Below are 17,931 nucleotides of genomic sequence, written 5' to 3' on the forward strand. Positions count from 1 at the left end.
GGAGGGGTGTGGCCAGAATAAATCGAGAAGCGGCGTGGGAGGAGCGCCACCCCACGGGCAGGCGCTCACCCAGCGCGGCACCGTCTGGGCGGGATGTCGGCGAAGGTGGGTTGGAAACCCACCCTACGGGCCGGGTCACGGCGCCCCGCCCCCTTTCGCCCGCCCGCCCCGCGTCCTACTCTGCCGCCCTCAACCGAAGGGGGCAGGCATGAGCGCAGACGGCGCCACGCCGATGATGACGCAATATCTGGAGATCAAGGAGAGCCAGCCCGGCGCCCTTCTCTTCTACCGGATGGGCGACTTCTACGAGATGTTCTTCGACGACGCGATCGCCGCCGCCGAGGCGCTCGACATCGCGCTCACCAAGCGGGGCAAGCACCTCGGCGAGGATATCGCCATGTGCGGCGTGCCCGTCCACGCCGCCGAGGGATACCTCCTCCAGCTCATCCGCAAGGGCTTCCGCGTCGCCATCGCCGAGCAGATGGAAGACCCGGCGGAGGCCAAGAAGCGCGGCTCCAAAACCGTCGTGAAACGCGAGGTGGTGCGGCTGGTCACGCCCGGCACGCTCTCCGAAGAGGCGCTGCTGGATGCGCGCCGCCACAACTTCCTCGCCGCCTTCGCCGAGGTGCGCGATGACGGGGCCCTCGCCTGGATCGACATGTCGACCGGCGGCTTCTGGGTGACGACCTGCGCGCCATCGCGCCTCGCGCCGGAGCTCGCCCGCCTCGGCCCCCGCGAGGTGCTGATGGCCGAGGGGGCCGAGGGGCCCTATGCGAGCCTCGTGGCGGAGGCGGGGGCAGCGCTGACGCCGGTGCACAAGGGGACGTTCGACTCGACGGCCGGGGAGCGGCGACTCTGCGGGCTCTTCAACGTGACCTCGCTCGAAGGCTTCGGCGCCTTCACCCGGGCGGAGATCGCCGCGATGGCGGCGCTGGCGGAGTATCTGGACCTCACCCAGCGCGGGCAGATGCCGCTCCTGCGCCCGCCCCAGCGCGAGCGGGCCGGGGCCATGATGCAAATCGACGCCGCGACCCGCCGCTCGCTGGAGCTGACGCATGCCACGGGCGGCGGCCGCGCCGGCTCTCTCCTCGCCTGCATCGACCGGACGGTGACCGCCGCCGGGGCGCGCCTGCTGGAGCGGCGGCTCTCGGCGCCGTCGTGCGACCTCGCCACCATCCACGCCCGGCAAGCCGGCGTGGCGGCGCTGGTGGAGGCTGGCGGGCTCCGCCGCGACCTGCGCGAGCGGCTGCGGGCCGTGCATGACATCGACCGGGCTCTCTCGCGCCTGTCGTTGGGCCGCGCCGGGCCGCGTGACCTCGCCGCCATCCGCGATTCCGTCGCGGAGGCCGGGCGGCTCGCCGAGCGGCTGGAGGGCGAGGAGCTGCCAGAGGAGCTCGCGCAGGCGGCGGGCGCGCTGACCGGCATGGAGGAGCTGGGCGAGCTGCTCGATGCCGCGTTGATCGCAGAGCCGCCCCTGCTGGCGCGCGACGGCGGCTTCACCGCGCGGGGCTTCGACGAGGAGCTCGACGAGGCCCGCACCCTCCGCGACGAGGGGCGCGGCGTGATCGCCGGGATGCAGGCGGAGTATGCCGAGCGCTCGGGCGTGAGCGCGCTGAAGATCAAGCACAACAACGTCCTGGGCTATTTCATCGAGGTGACGGCGACGCATGAGGCGAAGATGCGGGCGCTGCCGGAGGTGTTCATCCACCGCCAGACGACCGCCAGCCAGGTGCGCTTCACCACGGTCGAGCTGAACGAGCTGGAGACGCGCATCCTCAACGCCGGGGGCCGGGCACTGGAGCTGGAAAAGCGGATCTTCACCCGTCTGAGCGAGGCCGTGCTGGCCGAGGCCGGCCCGCTCGGGGCGCTCGCGCGGGCGCTGGCGGAGATCGACCTCGCCGCCGGGCTGGCGGAGCTGGCGGCGGCCGAGGATTGGGCCCGCCCGGTGCTGGAAGACAGCCGCGCCTTCGAGATCACCGCCGGGCGTCACCCCGTGGTGGCCGAGGCGCTGCGCCGCGAGGGCAAGCCCTTCGTCGCCAATGATTGCGGATTGAGCGAGGCGGCGATCTGGCTGCTGACCGGGCCGAACATGGCCGGCAAATCCACCTTCCTGCGCCAGAACGCGCTCATCGCCATCCTCGCCCAGATCGGCGCCTACGTGCCGGCGGAAGCGGCCTGTATCGGGCTGGTCAGCCAGATCTTCTCTCGCGTCGGCGCGTCGGATGACCTCGCCCGCGGCCGCTCGACCTTCATGGTCGAGATGGTGGAGACGGCGGCGATCCTGCACCAGGCCGACGACCGGGCGCTGGTGATACTTGATGAGATCGGGCGCGGCACGGCGACGTGGGACGGCCTTTCCATCGCCTGGGCGGTGCTTGAGCACCTGCAGGCGGTGAACCGGTGCCGGGGCATCTTCGCGACGCATTACCACGAGCTGGCGGCGCTGGCCGGGCGGCTAGACGGGGTGGAGAACGCCCATGTCGCGGTGCGCGAATGGGAGGGCGACGTGATCTTCCTGCACGAGGTGCAGGAGGGCGCGGCGGAGAGCTCCTACGGCGTTCAGGTGGCGCGGCTGGCGGGGCTGCCCGAGGCGGCCGTGGCGCGAGCGCGGGATGTGCTGAAGGCGCTGGAGGAAGGTGAGCGGGAGGGCGGGGCCTCGGCGGCGCTGATCGACGATCTGCCGTTGTTCGCCGCGGCTCCGCCGGCGCCGGTCGCGAAGCCGGTGGTGCGGGAGAGTGAGGTGGAGGCGGCGCTCAGGGATGTGTTGCCGGATGAGCTGAGCCCGCGGGAGGCGTTGGAGCTCGTGTATCGGTTGAAGGGGATGGTTTAGAGCGGGCGGTGCGTTGGAACCCCACCCTACGAGTGGTTAGGGGCCGGTCCTCGTAGAGAAGCAGGGTGACCGCCCGGCTCGAGCTGTTCCCCCGCCCGGTGCGCGCCAAAGGCGCAGGGCGAGCGCCGGCCCGTCCCGCGGGCTGGCGCTCCGGTGACGTCGGCGCCTCGCTCGGAGCGCAGAGATGATGGCACCATAAATCGAGGAGCGGAGCCTTCGGGGTGCCACCCCACGTGCCGGCGCTCGACCTGCGCTTGTGAGGGACGCGCAAGATGGAGAGGGGGAGGTGGGTTGAACGCCCACCCTACGGAAAAGGGCGGAGACTCGCTCCGCCCTCTGGTCCGTCTCTCGGAGACCGCATGGCCCCGAAGGGCTGCCCTCAGTTCGCCGGGGTCGAGGAGACGCCGACCTGGGCGGCGCGCAGGAGGCGGCCCTGGAGGGTGAAGCCGATGGCCATGACCTGGATGATGTCGCCGGCGCGGGTGTTCGGCACGGGGGCCTCGAACATCGCCTCGTGTATCTTCGGGTCGAAGCGGTCGCCCACCTCCGGCGTGATCTGCACGATGCCGTGGCGGGTGAAGGTATCCAGCAGGGCGCGCATCGTCAGCTCGATGCCCTCGACCAGCGGCGCGTTATCCTTCTTGAGATCCTCGCCCACCGCGTCGAGCGCGCGGGAGAGGTTGTCGTAGATAGGCAGAAGGTCGCCGGCGAGGCGGGAGGCGCCGTAGGCCTCGCCCTCGCGGCGGGACCGGTCGGCCCGCTTGCGGGCATTCTCCGCCTCCGCGAGAGCGCGGAAGAACTTGTCGCGGAAATCGTCGCGCTCGGCCGTCACGGCCTCCAGCGCGTCGGAGGCGGGCTCCTCCGCGGGGCCGCCGGCTGCGCGGTTGGCGTCGATTTCGGCCTGTTCCGCCTCGATCGCCTCTGCCTCGGCGGCGAGATCGTCGAGGCTTTGCGGCTCGGGGTTCTTGCTCGACATGTCGTCCTCTTGCTGTCTTCAGGCCCGCCCGGCGAGCAGCCGCCCGACGAGCTGCGCCGTGTAATCCACGATGGGCACGATGCGACCGTAGTTAAGCCGCGTCGGCCCGATGATTCCAACGGCGCCGATAATCTTACGGTCGGCGTTCATATAGGGAGAAACCACGAGAGAGCTACCCGAAAGTGAAAAGAGCTTGTTCTCGGAGCCGATGAAGATCCGCACCCCTTCCCCGCCCTCGGCGAGCTCGAGGAAGGAGGCGATGTCGCGCTTGCGCTCGAGGTCGTCGAAGAGCAGGCGAATGCGCTCCAGATCGGCCTCGGAGGCCGCATCCTCGGAGAGGAGATTGCCGCGGCCGCGCACGATGAGGCGATCTGGCTCCCCCTCCGCCACCGCCCAGGAGGCGAGGCCGGTCTCGACGAGGCTGGCGGCCAGAGAATCGATCTCCTGCCGGCGGGCCTTGATCTCCCGCGACATGACGGTGCGCAGCTCGGAGAGGCCGCGCCCCTCGGCAATGGCGGAGACGAAGTTGGCCGCTTCGCGCAGGGAGGCGGGCGTCTGGCCGGGGGGCGGGGTGAAGAGGCGGTTCTCGACATGGCCATCGGCGAAGACCAGCACCACCAGCGCCCTGTCCGGCGCGAGGGAGAGGAACTCGACATGGCGAATCGGCGCCTCGTGCTTGGGCGCCAGCACCAGCGAAGCGCCGCGCGTCAGGCCCGAGAGGGCGGAGCCAACGCGGTCGAGCAGCGCCGGCAGCTCGGATTGGTCGCCCGCCGCGCCCTCAAGCAGCTCACGCTCCTCGCCGCCGACGGCGGAAACCTCGAGCAGGCCGTCGACGAACATGCGCAGCCCCGCCTCCGTCGGCATGCGGCCGGCGGAGATGTGGGGAGCACCGAGCAGGCCGAGATATTCAAGGTCCTGCATGGTGTTGCGGATGGTGGCGGCGGAGACCTTCTGGCTCATCTGACGCGTGAGCGAACGGGAGCCGACCGGCGCGCCGGTTTCGAGATAGGCTTCCACCACGCGGCGGAACACCTCTCGGGAACGGTCGGAGAGATCCTGGATATTCGGGCTCGTGTCCTGCATGGGCCTGCCTCGCGAGGAGCCGGGACATTAAGGCCGACGCAGCCGCGAGGTCAATGAGGGTTGGATTTCACCGGGGCGAAGCGTATCCCGCCCGGCATCAAATGAGGGAGAGTTGCCATGCGCCCGTCCGGACGAGCGAACGACGAGATGCGGGAAGTGTCGATCGAGACGGGGGTGAACGCCCACGCGGAGGGCTCCTGCCTGATCCGCGTCGGCCGCACGCAGGTGATCTGCACGGCGACGCTGGAGGAGAAAGCGCCGTCCTTCCTCAAGGGCTCCGGCCTTGGCTGGGTCACGGCGGAGTACGGGATGCTGCCCCGCGCCACCAACACGCGGATGCGACGCGAGGCGAAGACCTCGCAAGGCGGCCGCACGCAGGAGATCCAGCGGCTCATCGGCCGCGCCCTGCGCGCCGGGGTGGACCGGGTGGCGCTCGGCGAGCGGCAGATCGTCGTGGATTGCGACGTGATCCAGGCCGATGGCGGCACCCGTTGCGCCTCGATCACAGGCGGCTGGGTGGCCCTCCGCCTCGCAGTGAACCGGCTGATGAAGGCCGGGCTGGTGACGGCGGACCCGCTGGTGACGCCGGTGAGCGCGGTGAGTTGCGGCATCTATGCCGGCCAGCCGGTGCTGGACCTCGACTACCCCGAGGACAGCGAGGCGGGCGTTGACGGAAACTTCATCCTCTGCGGCGACCGTATGGTCGAGGTGCAGATGAGCGCCGAGGGGGCGACCTTCTCGCGCGACGAGATGGGCAAGCTGCTCGACCTCGCCGAGGCGGGCTGCGCGCGACTGTCGGAGATCCAGCTCGAGGCGGCGAAGAATGCGTCGGTTTGAGGGGCGAGAGCTGCTGATCGCCACGCATAACGCCGGCAAGCTGGCGGAGATGCGGGCGCTGCTGGCGCCCTATGGCGTGGAGGTGACCTCCAACGCCGATCACGCGCTGCCGGAGCCGGAGGAGACCGAGGAGAGCTTCGTCGGCAATGCGCGGATCAAGGCCCGTGCAGCCGTGGCGGCGACGGGGCTGCCCGCGCTGGCGGACGATTCGGGCATCGCCGTCGAGGCCCTCGGCGGGGCGCCCGGCGTGCACACGGCGGACTGGGCGGAGACGCCGAACGGGCGGGACTTCCCGATGGCGATGCGGCGCACGTGGGCTGAGCTGGAGGAGATCGGCGCGCCGGAGCCGCGGCGCGCCGCCTTCTGCTGCACGCTGGTGCTGGCCTGGCCCGACGGGCACGAGGAGATCTTCGAGGGGCGGATGCCCGGGCAGGTCGTCTGGCCGATGCGGGGCGTGGAGGGGCATGGCTATGACCCGATCTTCCAGCCCGACGGCTACGACGTCACCTTCGGAGAGATGGACCCGGCGGAGAAGAACCGCATCTCGCACCGGGCCAAGGCCTTCGCCGCGCTCGTCGAGGGCTGCTTTGCGGGATGACTGGCGGGAGGGGGGCTTCGGCCTCTACGTCCATTGGCCCTTCTGCCAGGCCAAGTGCCCGTATTGCGACTTCAATTCGCACGTCGTCTCCGCCGTGGACCAGGGCCGCTGGGCCGACGCCTTCGAAGCGGAGATCGCGCGCTACGGGGCCGAGACCGGGCGCAGGGTCCTGTCCTCGATCTTCTTCGGGGGCGGCACGCCGAGCCTGATGCAGCCGGAGGTTGTCTCCCGCGTCATCGAGGCGGCGCGAGGGCAGTGGGATTTCGCCAACGACATCGAGGTGACGCTGGAGGCGAACCCGACCTCCGCCGAGGCAGGACGCTTCGAGGGCTATCGGGAGGCCGGGGTGAACAGGCTCTCCATGGGCGTGCAGGCGCTGAACGATCCCGATCTGCGGGCGCTGGGGCGATTGCATAGCGCTGGCGAGGCGATGGAGGCCTTCGCGATGGCGCGAGAGCTGTTCGGGCGCGTTTCCTTCGATCTCATTTATGCCCGGCAGGGGCAGAGCGTGGAGGCCTGGGCGGCGGAGCTGGAGCGGGCCCTGGGCCTCGCCGTCGATCACCTGTCGCTCTACCAGCTGACCATCGAGGACGGCACGGCCTTCGGCGCGCGGCATCGGGCGGGCAAGCTCGCCGGTCTGCCGGGCGAGGATGCGGCGGACGACATGTGGGACGTCACGCAGGCGCTGACGGTCGCTGCGGGAATGCCGGCCTATGAGGTCTCGAACCACGCTGCCAAGGGGGCGGAGAGCCGGCACAACCTCGTCTACTGGCGGAGCGGCGACTGGGTCGGCGTCGGTCCTGGTGCGCATGGGAGGCTGACGCTGGACGGCCAACGCTGGGCGACGGAAACGCCGCTGCAGCCAGGGGCCTGGCTGGCCGCCGCCGAGGCCGGGCGCGGCGAGAACGGGCGCGAGGCGCTGGGGCAGCCGGAGCGGCTGGAGGAGCTGCTGCTGATGGGGCTGCGGCTGGAGGATGGCGTTGACCGGGCCCGGGCGGAGGCGCTCGGGATCAGTGAATTCTCTCGTAATGTCAGTGCTTTGACTGATATTGGCATGCTGGAGAGCACCGGGCCGCGTCTGCGCGCGACCGAGGCGGGGCGGCCGGTTCTGAACGCCGTTCTGCGGCGGCTGCTGGATTAATCGCCGCCGAGGGCGCGGAGCAGATCGTCCAGCTGGTCGAGAGTGCGGTAGTGCAGCGTGAGCGTGCCGCCCTCCGTCCCCGGTTTGTGACTGATGTTGACGCCCATCTTCAGCTGCGCCGCCAGCTCCGTCTCGATGGCCTTGGTGTCGGCATCCTTCTCCGGAGCGCGCATCTCGCGGGGTTTCGGCGGGGTCGTGCCCTGCTTGACGAGCCGCTCGGTGGCGCGGACGGAGAGCCCGCCCTGCAGCACGCGCCGGGCCAGCGCCGAGGCCTCGGGGTGGCCGACCAAGGCGCGGGCGTGGCCGGCGGAGAGTGTGCCGTCGGCGAGGTGGCCCTGCACATCCTCGGGCAGCGACAGCAGGCGCAGGAGGTTGGCGATGTACGGGCGCGACTTGCCGAGCGCCGTCGCCATCTGCTCCTGCGTGTGGCCGAAGCGATCCATCAACGCGCGGTAGCCGGCGGCCTCGTCGACCGGGTTGAGATCGGCCCGCTGGATGTTCTCGATGATGGCGATCTCGAGGACTTCCGTCTCGGAATAATCGCGCACCAGTACCGGAAGCTCGTGGAGGCGCGCGATCTGGGCGGCGCGCCACCGGCGCTCACCAGCGACGATCTGGAAGTCTCCGGGATGGGAGGGATCCGGGCGGACGATGAGGGGCTGGATGATGCCGCGGCGGGCAACGGATTCGGCCAGCTCCTTCAGCTCCGCCTCATCGAAATGGCGGCGGGGTTGGTCGGGGTTTGGCCGGATCTGCTCGATCGGCAGGTGCGTATCCGGGCGACGCGCCTTCGGCTCCTCCCCCGCTGGCGTGACATCGGCCATGAGGGCGGAGAGGCCGCGGCCGAGGCCGCGTGTCTTGGGTTTCTCGGCCATCAGCTCTCCTTCCCCGGCTGGCGGGCGATGAGTTCGGCGGCGAGCGCGCGGTAGGCGGCGGCGCCCGTCGAGGTGGTATCGTATTCCAGCACCGGCCGCGCGAAGGACGGGGCCTCGCTGAGGCGGACGTTGCGGGGGATCACCGTCTGGAAGACGAGCTCCCCGAGGTTCTCACGGGCATCTTCCTCCACCTGGCTGGCGAGGTTGTTCCGCCGGTCGACCATGGTCAGGACGATGCCCTCGATTCTGAGGTCCGGGTTGGCGCCGGAGCGGAGCTCGCGGACCGTCAGCATGAGCTGAGAGAGGCCCTCGAGGGCATAGAACTCGGCCTGTAGGGGGACGAGGAGGGAGTCGGCCGCGATCAGCGCGTTGATGGTCAGCAGGCTGAGCGCGGGCGGGCAGTCGATGAGGATGTAGTCGGTCTCCGCGACCGCGGGGCGGAGAGCCTCGCGGAGGAGGCGCGTTCTTTTCTCGTTTGAATACAGGTCGATATCGGCCGAGGAGAGGTCGGTCGTGGCGGGGATGATCGACAGGTTGCACACGCCCGTGGGACGGGAGGCCTCGGCCGCCGTCGCCTCGCCGACGAGCAGATCGTAGGTGGTGACGGGGCGATCCTCCCGCTCGATGCCGAGGCCGGTGGAGGCGTTGCCCTGAGGATCGAGATCGACCAGCAGCACCCGCCGTCCCTGCTCCGCCAGGCCAGCGCCGAGGTTGATGGCGGTCGTCGTCTTGCCCACTCCGCCCTTCTGGTTGGCGATGGCGATGATTCGGGCGCCGGGCTCAGGCACGTCGGATCCTTTCGAGGGTGAGGAGGGTCGCGTCCGGGTCCGTCATAGAGGGGGTGCGGATGAGATCAAAGTGCCAAGAGGTCGCCGCCTCGGCAAGCTCCTCCTCCGCGCGCCGCCCCTTGGGGAGGATGGCTCGGCCTCCCGGGGCGAGGTGCGGGGTGAGGAGGGTCAGGAGTTCGGGAAGTGGCTTGAGGGCGCGGGCGGAGATGACGTCTGCCGCGAGGGGCGGCACCGCCTCGATACGCTGGTCGAGGATGCGAGCGGTGAGGGAGATCTCGCGGGTGGCTTGGCGAAGGAAGGTAGCCTTGCGCTTGTCGGACTCGACGAGGGTGAATCGGGCGGCGGGGGCCTTTTCGGCGGCTATGATGGCCATGACGAGGCCCGGCAGCCCTCCGCCGGCGCCGAGATCGGCCCAGTGGGAGAAATCGGGAGGAGCCAGCGGGAAGAGCTGTGCGGAGTCAATGACGTGGCGCTGCCAGACATCGCCCACGGTTCCCGGGGCGATGAGATTGATGCGGGCGGTCCACTTGGTCAGGAGCTCGCTGAAGGTTTCCAGCCGCTCCAACGTTTCACGTGAAACATCCACCCCGGGCAAAAGCGCCGTCACGCGACCCGCTGCTCCATCCGCTTGAGACGGGCGGTGAGGAGGATGAGTGCGGCGGGCGTCATCCCCTCGATGCGAGCGGCCTGCGCGATGGAGGACGGGCGGGCGCGCTCGAGCTTCACCTTGAGCTCGTTCGAGAGGCCGTCGATAGGGGCGTAGTCAAAGCCATCGGGGATCGTCAGCGCCTCGTCACGGCGCATGGCGTCGATGTCGCGCTGCTGACGCTCGAGGTAGTGCATGTAGAGCGCGTCGCGCTTGAGCTGCTGCTGGATCGGCGGTGCGATATCCGAGAGCTCGGGCGCGATCGACAGGAGCTGCGGGAACTCAGCGTCGGACAACGCGAGCATGTCCAGCGCGGAGCGGCTTTCCCGCTCCGCGTTCAGGTTCACGCCGGTGCCGGCGATGGCGCGGGCCGTGAGCTTCGTGCTCTCGAGCCGGGCGCGCGCCGCCTCCAGGGCCTCCGCCTTCTCGTCGTAGATCTGCCAGCGCTCGTCCCCCACGAAGCCGATCTCGCGGCCGAGCGGCGTCAGCCGTTGGTCCGCATTGTCCGCCCGAAGCGAGAGCCGAAATTCGGCGCGAGAGGTGAACATGCGGTAGGGCTCGGTGACGCCGTGGGTAATGAGGTCGTCGATCATCACCCCGATGTAGGAGGTCGCCCGCGAGAAATGCACTGGCGCGTAGTCAGTCGCCCGCCGCGCTGCGTTGAGCCCCGCGACCAGTCCCTGGGCCGCTGCCTCCTCATAGCCGGTCGTCCCGTTGATCTGCCCGGCGAGGTACAGCCCCGGCAGCGCTTTCAGCCCGAGACCGGCATCCAGCGCCCGGGGGTCGACGTAGTCGTACTCGATGGCATAGCCCGGCTGCAGAACCACCGCCTGTTCGAGCCCGGCGATGGAGCGCACGTACGCCTCCTGCACGTCCGCCGGAAGCGACGTGGAGATGCCATTCGGATAGACCTGGTTGGTCTCAAGCCCTTCAGGCTCAAGGAAAATCTGGTGCGACGTCTTGTCGGCGAAGCGCACCACCTTGTCCTCGATCGAGGGGCAGTAGCGCGGCCCGGTGCCGGAGATATGGCCGCCATACATCGCGGAGCGAGAGAGGTTATCCCGGATAATCTCATGCGTCCGCTCGTTGGTTTGTGTGATGCCGCAGGAGATCTGCCGGACCACAGGCGCGCCGGAGAGGAAGGAGAAGAGCGCGGGCTCCTCGTCGCCCGGCTGCATCTCCAGCCCCTCCCAGCGGATGGTGCGGCCGTCGAGGCGTGGCGGCGTGCCCGTCTTGAGCCGCCCCATCGGCAGGTCCAGCGCATCCAGCCGCTCGGCCAGCCGCTGCGACGGCGCCTCGCCCGCACGGCCACCGGGGCGGGAGACGTCACCGATGTGGATCACGCCGCGCAGGAAGGTCCCGGTGGTCAGGACGGCGGCGCGGCAGGCCACTTTGGCACCGTCGCCCAGAACGACGCCGCGCACCTCGCCGCCCTCGACCACGAGGTCCGTCACTTCGCCTTCCAGCACCGTCAGGTTTGGCGCCTCCGCCATCTCCCGCTGCATGCCCTCGGCATAGCGCTCCCTGTCGGACTGTGCTCGCGGCCCCTGCACCGCCGGCCCCTTCCGGCGGTTGAGCAGGCGGAACTGGATGCCGGCATAGTCCGCCACCCGACCCATCACGCCGTCCAGCGCATCGATCTCCCGCACCAGGTGTCCCTTGCCGAGACCTCCAATAGCCGGGTTGCAGGACATGGCGCCAATGGCGCTCGCCTTCAGGGTCACCAGCGCCACGGAGGCACCCATGCGCGCTGCCGCGTGGGCTGCCTCGGCGCCCGCATGGCCGCCGCCGATCACGATGACGTCGAACTGTTTCACGTGAAACACTCCCGAAGGCTCTATTTTCCGATGCAGAAGCTGGAGAAGATCTCGTCCAGCAGGTTCTCCACCCCGACGCGGCCGATGAGCATGTCGAGCGCCCGCATCGCCTCGCGAAGCCGCTCCGCCGCCAGCTCAGCCCGGTCGGAGCCCGCTCTTACCTCATCCTCCGCCGATTCCAAAGCCCCCACGGCGGCCTGCACGGCACGGAGCTGGCGCTGTCGGTGGATCGTCGCGGCACCGGTCACCCGCCCCTGCAACAGGGCGCCGATCTCCCCGATCAGCGCCGAGACCCCCTGCCCCGTCAGCCCGGAGACGCCCTCGCCGCCCAGGTCCGCTTTCCCACGCACCACGAGGTCCTCCGGGCCCGGCGCCAGCAGCGGCACCTCCCCGTCAGCGTCGAGCAGGAACAGCCGCAGGTCCGCCGACGCCGCGCGGGACATCGCCCGCTCCACGCCGATCCGCTCCACCTCGTCCTCCGCCTCGCGAAGCCCGGCGGTATCGAGCAGCGTCACCGGCAGGCCGGCGATATCCATCCGCACCTCGATGACATCCCGCGTCGTCCCCGCCACGCGCGAGGTGATCGCCGCCTCCCGTTGCGCCATAGCATTGAGAAGCGTAGACTTTCCGGCGTTCGGCCGGCCCACGATGGCCACCTCGAACCCTTCGCGCAGCCGCTCGGCCGCTCCGTACCCGGTCACCTCTGCCCGCAGCTCCGGCAGAACCCGGCCGATCAGCTCCGTCACCTCGGGGGTCACGTCCACCGGTACCTCTTCATCGGCGAAGTCGATGGTCGCCTCGATCAACGCCGCCGCCCGCACCAGCGTCTCCCGCCAGCCAGCGGCCTTGGCGCCAAGTGCGCCGGCGAGGACCCGCACGGCCTGCCGCCGCTGCGCCTCCGTCTCCGCCTCCACGAGGTCGGCCAGCCCCTCGACCTGCGCGAGGTCCAGCCGTCCGTTCTCCAGAGCCCGGCGGGTGAACTCCCCAGCCTCTGCTGGCCGCAGCCCCTGCCCTGCGAGCGCATCCAGCACCGCGGCCACCACGGCGCGTGACCCATGGCACTGCAGCTCCGCTACCGCCTCGCCGGTGAAGCTCCGCCCGGCCGCGAAGGTCAGCACCAGCGCCTCGTCGATCAGCCCGTCCGCTCCGGTCAGCCTTGCCAGCTTCCGGCCATGCTCCGGCAACGGCCCGGCCAGGGCCTCCGCCGCGCCAAGCGCGCCGGGGCCTGAAATGCGAACCACCGCCACACCGGATTTCCCGGCGGCGGTGGCAAGGGCGAAAATGGTATCCATCCGCCTATCTCATTGTTCTTTATGGTCTTTAGGTGTTCATCGAGTCGAAGAAGTCGCTGTTCGTCTTCGTCTGCTTGAGCTTGCCGATGAGGAACTCGATGGCATCCGTCGTCCCCATCGGATTGAGGATTCGCCGGAGCACGTAGGTCTTCTGCAGATCGGCCTTGTCGACCAGCAGATCCTCCTTCCGCGTGCCGGACTTGAGGATGTCCATCGCCGGGAAGACGCGCTTGTCGGCGACCTTGCGGTCGAGCACGATCTCGCTGTTGCCCGTGCCCTTGAACTCCTCGAAGATCACTTCGTCCATCCGGCTGCCGGTATCGATCAGCGCCGTGGCGATGATCGTCAGCGAGCCGCCTTCCTCGATGTTCCGCGCCGCACCGAAGAAGCGCTTCGGCCGCTGCAGGGCGTTCGCGTCGACACCACCGGTCAGCACCTTGCCCGACGACGGGACCGTGGTGTTGAACGCACGGCCCAGGCGCGTGATCGAGTCGAGCAGGATCACGACGTCGCGCTTGTGCTCCACCAGCCGCTTGGCCTTCTCGATGACCATCTCGGAGACGGCCACGTGCCGCTGCGCCGGCTCGTCGAAGGTGGAGGAGACGACCTCCCCCTTCACCGAGCGCTGCATGTCCGTCACCTCCTCGGGCCGCTCGTCGATGAGCAGCACGATCAGGTAGGTGTCGGGGTGGTTCACCTCGATGGAGCGGGCAATGTTCTGCAAAAGCACGGTCTTACCCGTGCGCGGCGGCGCCACGATCAGACCCCGCTGGCCTTTCCCGATGGGCGCAACGAGATCGATGATCCGCGCCGAGCGATCCTTGGTCGCGGGGTCGTTCTCGATCTCCATCTGCAGGCGCTCGTCGGGATAGAGCGGCGTCAGGTTGTCGAAGGCGACCTTGTGGCGCGCGCGCTCCGGGTCCTCGAAGTTGATGCTCTCGACGCTGGTCAGCGCGAAATACCGCTCGTTCTCGCCCGGCTCGGCGATGACACCCTCGACGGTGTCGCCTGTGCGCAGCGAATACTGGCGGATCATGTCGGGCGAGACGTAGATGTCATCCGGCCCCGGCAGGTAGTTCGCCTCGGGGCTGCGGAGGAAGCCGAAGCCGTCCTGCAGCACTTCCAGCACGCCGTCGCCGCCGATGACCCAGTCTTCCTCGGCCCGCTCCTTGAGGATGGCGAACATCATGTCGCCCTTGCGCATGGTCGAGGCGTTCTCGATCTCCAGCTCCTCGGCGAGGGAGAGGAGGTCCTTCGGGCTCTGGGCCTTCAGGTCGGCAAGATTCAGGCGCTCTTCGGACATGCGGATACTCGGGCTTTGGGCGGCCGAGGCCACCGGGATCGTCGAATGACAGGATTGTGCATCGCCCCGGACGGGGCAGCGCCTCTCAGATAGGGGCCGTGGGGCCGCGAGTCAATCCGCCGGCGCCCCGGGGCTGCGCGCAGGCCCTCCCGGCTCTCAGCGGCTCTCAGAACGGCCGGGCGATGACCATGACGACGATGATGATCAGCAGCACCGTCGGCACCTCGTTCACCATCCGGTAGGTCCGCCCCGTCCGCCGGTTCGTTCCCGCCTCGAACTCCTTGCGCTGCGCCGACAGCCAGCCGTGTACGCCGCTCAGCGCGATCACCCCCGCCGCTTTCACCCAGGGCCAGCCCTGGCTCCAGTCGACCACGCCGGGCGTGAAGACGAGCATCAGCCCGAAGATCCACGTCGCGATCATTGCCGGGTTCATGATCGCCCGGAGAAGCCGCCGCTCCATCACCTTGAAGGTCTCGGCGGTCTCGGAGCCCTCCGTGGCCGCCTCCGCGTGATAGACGAAGAGCCGCGGCAGGTAGAACATCCCGGCCATCCACGCGACCATCGAGATCACGTGGAGCGACTTCGTCGTCGGATAGAACCAGGTGAGAAAATCGCCGATCATGCTGGGGCTCCCTTCTCCTCCTCTGAATCAAAGATTCTATAAGAAGGAAAGTAGTGGTGGTTGTAGGGGTGTGGACAAGTCGGGTCTCCAGACTTCTCCGCAGGCTTGTCCACAGATCTCCGGCGGCGCTCAGGAGAAGATGAACGAATCATGAATTACACAAGTAACTGATTTGAATAGTAATTTTCCGCTCCCCCTGCCCCGCTCCACAGATTGACTCTCCCCGGCCCCGCCACGCCCGCCAGAGTCGCTCACAGCCCCCGACTTGTTCCTATCCCCCGTGGGGGACTCGGGGCCCTGCTGCGGCGAAGCAGCGTCAAGCCCATGGGCAAGTCTGGCGGCTCGTGGCATTCACCCCTTTTACCCACCCCTCCCACCGACTCTTGTCCCCCATGTCATCCACAGCCCTCATTCTCGCCTCCGGCTCCGCCACGCGCGCCGCGCTCCTGACCCAGGTGCGCCTGCCCTTCGAGGTGTCGCCCGCCCGCGTCGACGAGGCCGCCATCCGCGCCTCGCTCGCGGCCGACGGCGCGGCACCCCGCGATGTGGCGGATGCCCTCGCCGAGGCGAAGGCGCGAAAGGCCTCCGGGCGGCACCCGGACCGGCTGGTCCTCGGCTCCGACCAGGTGCTCGTCCATGATCGCGAGATCCTCGCCAAGCCGGAGAGCCGGGAGCAGGCCGCGGCCCAGCTCGCCCGTCTCGCGGGTCAGACGCATGACCTCCTCTCCGCCGCCGTCCTCTACGAGGGCGGCGCGCCCGTCTGGCGCCACATCACCCGTGCGCGGCTGACCATGCATGCGCTGACGCCGGCGGAGATCGAGGAGTACCTCTCCCGCACCTGGCCGGGCGTCGCCGACAGCGTGGGCGGCTACAAGATCGAGGAGGAGGGGCTGGCGCTCTTCAGCAACATCGAGGGAGATCAGGCCACCATCCTCGGCCTGCCGCTTCTGCCCCTCTTGTCATATCTGCGTCTACGCGGGACAGTCCGCGCATGAGCGACGCTGCCTTCCCTCTCGCCGGTGTTCTGGGTTCCCCCATCGGCCATTCCCGCTCGCCCCGGTTGCATCGGCACTGGCTGAAAACCTATGGAATCAAGGGCGATTACGTCGCCCTCCCCGTGGGGGAGGATGATCTGGAGACGGTGCTGCGCACGCTGCCCAAGATGGGCTTCGTCGGCTGCAACGTCACCATCCCCCACAAGGTCGCCGTGCTCGGCATCGCCGATCACATCTCCGACCGGGCGACGCTGCTCGGCGCGGCCAACACGCTCATCTTCCGCGCCGACGGCGGCATCCATGCCGACAACACCGACGGCACCGGCTTTCTCGCCAATATCCGCCAGCAGGCGCCCGGCTGGTCGGCGGGGGACGGCCCCTGCGCCGTGCTCGGCGCCGGCGGTGCCGCTCGGGCGGTGATCGGGGCGCTGATCGAGGCAGGGGCGACCGAGATCCTGCTGTCCAACCGCACCCGCCCGAAGGCGGAGGGGCTGAAGCAGGATTTCGGCTCCAAGATCAAGGTGATCGACTGGGTTCAGGCCGGCAATGCCGTCGAGGAGGCGCAGACCGTCGTCAATTGCACTTCCCTTGGGATGGAGGGCTGCCCGGAGCTGCGCGTGCCGCTCGACGGGCTCGCCCCCGGCAAGCTGGTGACCGATCTCGTCTACCAGCCGCTGGAAACCCGCCTCCTGCGGGAGGCGCGCGCCGCCGGCTGCACCACCGTCGACGGTCTGGGCATGTTGCTGCACCAGGCCGTGCCCGGGTTCGAGCGCTGGTTCGGCTTGAAGCCCGAGGTCGACGACGCCGCCCGCGCCGCCGCGCTCGGCCAATGATCTCGCTCGGGCTCACGGGCTCCATCGGAACCGGCAAGAGCACGACGGCGCAGATGTTCGCCGAGGAAGGCGCTGCCATCTGGGATGCCGACGCCGCCGTCCACCGCCTCTACGGCCCCGGCGGCGCGGCTGGCGCGGCGCTGGAGGAGGATTTCCACGATGCTGTCCGCCACGACGGCAGCATCGACAGGGTCCGCCTCGCGGCCCGCGTCACGCGCGATCCCGCCGCCTTCGAGCGGCTGGAGGAGATCATCCACCCCCTCGCCCGCGCCGACCGCTTCGCCTTCATGGCAACCGTCGATGCCGATGTCGTCGTCTGCGATATCCCTCTGCTCTTCGAGACGGCGCTGGATCTGGAGTTCGACGCGACCATCGTCACCACCTGCCCGCCGCAGATGCAGCGCCGCCGCGTGCTCGCCCGCAAGGGCATGACGGAGGAGCGGTTCAACGCCCTCCTCGCCCGCCAGATGCCGGATGCCGAGAAGCAGGAGCGGGCGAGCTACGTGATCGTCACCGACACGCCGGATCATGCCCGCGCGCAGGTGCGCGAGGTGCTGGCCGACGTGCTCGTCCGCTACCAGAAGCCGGAGAACCCCGATGCGTGAGATCGTTCTCGACACCGAAACCACCGGCTTCGAGCCCGATACCGGCGACCGGATCGTCGAGATCGGCGCGGTGGAGCTTTCCGGCCACCTGCCCACGGGGCGGACGTTTCACAAGTACCTGAACCCCCAGCGGGACATGCCGCAGGAGGCGTTCGAGGTGCACGGGCTGTCGGAGGAGTTCCTCTCCGACAAGCCGCTCTTCGCCGATCTGGCGGACGAGTTTCTCGCCTTCGTGGGCGATGCGAAGCTGGTGATCCACAACGCCGCCTTCGACATGAAATTTCTCAATGCCGAGCTGCGCTGGGCCGGCCGGCCGCTGCTGCCGATGGAGCAGGCGATCGACACGGTCGCCATCGCGCGGCGCCGCTTCCCCGGCTCCCCGGCCTCGCTGGATGCGCTCTGCCGGCGCTTCGGGATCGACAACTCGGCACGCACCCTGCACGGGGCGCTGCTCGACTCGGAGATCCTGGCGGAGGTGTATCTGGAGCTGATCGGAGGTCGTCAGCCCGATTTCGCCCTCGGCGGCCCGTCGGCGAGCGCGAATGGCGCCACCGTCCCGGCCTGGCGGGCGCAGCCCCGGCCGGAGCCGCTGCCGTCCCGCCTGACGGAGGCCGAAAAGGCGGCGCATGCCGCCTTTGTCAAGAAAATCGAGGGCGCGCTCTGGCAGAATGCCTGAGCCGCGCCCGGTAG

The 17,931-nt window shown here is 69.4% G+C and carries 17 protein-coding genes; 8 read left to right on the forward strand and 9 right to left on the reverse strand.

What is annotated here, in order from left to right; translation table 11 throughout:
- Positions 1-208 precede the first annotated feature (208 nt).
- Positions 209-2,830: a DNA mismatch repair protein MutS gene (mutS, locus tag GY170_RS17555; protein ID WP_235924243.1), complete on the forward strand. Its 2,622-nt coding sequence runs from the start codon at positions 209-211 to the stop codon at positions 2,828-2,830.
- A gap of 379 nt (positions 2,831-3,209) precedes the next feature.
- On the opposite strand, the gene GY170_RS17560 is transcribed toward mutS, so the two are convergent.
- Positions 3,210-3,806 carry a nucleotide exchange factor GrpE gene (locus GY170_RS17560; protein ID WP_163896011.1) on the reverse strand — a complete coding sequence of 199 codons (597 nt, stop codon included), beginning with the start codon at positions 3,804-3,806 and terminating at the stop codon, positions 3,210-3,212.
- Between the two features lie 18 nt (positions 3,807-3,824).
- Positions 3,825-4,889 carry a heat-inducible transcriptional repressor HrcA gene (hrcA, locus tag GY170_RS17565; RefSeq protein WP_163896013.1) on the reverse strand — a complete coding sequence of 355 codons (1,065 nt, stop codon included), beginning with the start codon at positions 4,887-4,889 and terminating at the stop codon, positions 3,825-3,827.
- A gap of 117 nt (positions 4,890-5,006) precedes the next feature.
- Here hrcA and rph point away from each other — a divergent pair, with 117 nt between their 5' ends.
- The 3 genes from rph to hemW are packed head-to-tail and all read left to right on the forward strand — an operon-like array spanning position 5,007 to position 7,465.
- A complete protein-coding gene (gene rph / locus GY170_RS17570; protein WP_163896015.1) occupies positions 5,007-5,726 on the forward strand; it encodes a ribonuclease PH in 720 nt (239 codons plus the stop codon).
- Positions 5,713-6,324, forward strand: coding sequence for an RdgB/HAM1 family non-canonical purine NTP pyrophosphatase (rdgB, locus tag GY170_RS17575; protein WP_235924244.1), 612 nt, complete (start codon positions 5,713-5,715; stop codon positions 6,322-6,324). Before rph ends, rdgB begins: the two co-directional genes overlap by 14 nt.
- Positions 6,314-7,465 carry a radical SAM family heme chaperone HemW gene (hemW, locus tag GY170_RS17580; protein WP_235924245.1) on the forward strand — a complete coding sequence of 384 codons (1,152 nt, stop codon included), beginning with the start codon at positions 6,314-6,316 and terminating at the stop codon, positions 7,463-7,465. The genes rdgB and hemW overlap by 11 nt, the downstream gene beginning before the upstream one ends.
- Here the strand turns inward: hemW and GY170_RS17585 are convergent.
- The 7 genes from GY170_RS17585 to hemJ form a co-directional block, all read right to left on the reverse strand.
- Positions 7,462-8,340, reverse strand: a complete 879-nt coding sequence (locus tag GY170_RS17585; RefSeq protein WP_163896019.1) for a ParB/RepB/Spo0J family partition protein — start codon at positions 8,338-8,340, stop codon at positions 7,462-7,464. The two genes, hemW and GY170_RS17585, sit on opposite strands and share 4 nt — an antisense overlap.
- Positions 8,340-9,128 carry a ParA family protein gene (locus GY170_RS17590; RefSeq protein ID WP_163896021.1) on the reverse strand — a complete coding sequence of 263 codons (789 nt, stop codon included), beginning with the start codon at positions 9,126-9,128 and terminating at the stop codon, positions 8,340-8,342. The genes GY170_RS17585 and GY170_RS17590 overlap by 1 nt, the downstream gene beginning before the upstream one ends.
- Positions 9,121-9,735: a 16S rRNA (guanine(527)-N(7))-methyltransferase RsmG gene (gene rsmG, locus GY170_RS17595; protein ID WP_163896023.1), complete on the reverse strand. Its 615-nt coding sequence runs from the start codon at positions 9,733-9,735 to the stop codon at positions 9,121-9,123. The genes GY170_RS17590 and rsmG overlap by 8 nt, the downstream gene beginning before the upstream one ends.
- Positions 9,732-11,600, reverse strand: coding sequence for a tRNA uridine-5-carboxymethylaminomethyl(34) synthesis enzyme MnmG (gene mnmG, locus GY170_RS17600; RefSeq protein ID WP_209316622.1), 1,869 nt, complete (start codon positions 11,598-11,600; stop codon positions 9,732-9,734). Before mnmG ends, rsmG begins: the two co-directional genes overlap by 4 nt.
- Before the next feature lie 11 nt (positions 11,601-11,611).
- Complete coding sequence (gene mnmE, locus GY170_RS17605) at positions 11,612-12,883, reverse strand: tRNA uridine-5-carboxymethylaminomethyl(34) synthesis GTPase MnmE (RefSeq protein WP_163896027.1); 1,272 nt, start codon at positions 12,881-12,883, stop codon at positions 11,612-11,614.
- A gap of 28 nt (positions 12,884-12,911) precedes the next feature.
- The gene (gene rho, locus GY170_RS17610) at positions 12,912-14,186 is read right to left on the reverse strand and encodes a transcription termination factor Rho (RefSeq protein WP_163896029.1); all 1,275 of its coding nucleotides are present in this window, start codon (positions 14,184-14,186) and stop codon (positions 12,912-12,914) included.
- Between the two features lie 166 nt (positions 14,187-14,352).
- The gene (gene hemJ, locus GY170_RS17615) at positions 14,353-14,808 is read right to left on the reverse strand and encodes a protoporphyrinogen oxidase HemJ (protein WP_163896030.1); all 456 of its coding nucleotides are present in this window, start codon (positions 14,806-14,808) and stop codon (positions 14,353-14,355) included.
- Positions 14,809-15,200: 392 nt separating this feature from the next.
- Between hemJ and GY170_RS17620 the strand changes: the two genes are divergently transcribed.
- From GY170_RS17620 to dnaQ, 4 genes are read left to right on the forward strand one after another with little or no spacing between them, the layout of a single operon-like run.
- The gene (locus GY170_RS17620; protein WP_163896032.1) at positions 15,201-15,803 is read left to right on the forward strand and encodes a Maf family protein; all 603 of its coding nucleotides are present in this window, start codon (positions 15,201-15,203) and stop codon (positions 15,801-15,803) included.
- Positions 15,800-16,636: a shikimate dehydrogenase gene (locus tag GY170_RS17625; protein WP_163896034.1), complete on the forward strand. Its 837-nt coding sequence runs from the start codon at positions 15,800-15,802 to the stop codon at positions 16,634-16,636. The genes GY170_RS17620 and GY170_RS17625 overlap by 4 nt, the downstream gene beginning before the upstream one ends.
- Entirely contained in the window at positions 16,633-17,241 is a 609-nt protein-coding gene (coaE, locus tag GY170_RS17630; RefSeq protein ID WP_163896036.1) for a dephospho-CoA kinase, read from the forward strand. Before GY170_RS17625 ends, coaE begins: the two co-directional genes overlap by 4 nt.
- Entirely contained in the window at positions 17,234-17,917 is a 684-nt protein-coding gene (dnaQ, locus tag GY170_RS17635; protein ID WP_163896038.1) for a DNA polymerase III subunit epsilon, read from the forward strand. The genes coaE and dnaQ overlap by 8 nt, the downstream gene beginning before the upstream one ends.
- Positions 17,918-17,931 lie beyond the last annotated feature (14 nt).

Source organism: Pseudoroseicyclus tamaricis (genome assembly GCF_012070395.1).
In the GTDB taxonomy this organism is placed as follows: Bacteria; Pseudomonadota; Alphaproteobacteria; order Rhodobacterales; family Rhodobacteraceae; genus Pseudoroseicyclus_A; species Pseudoroseicyclus_A tamaricis.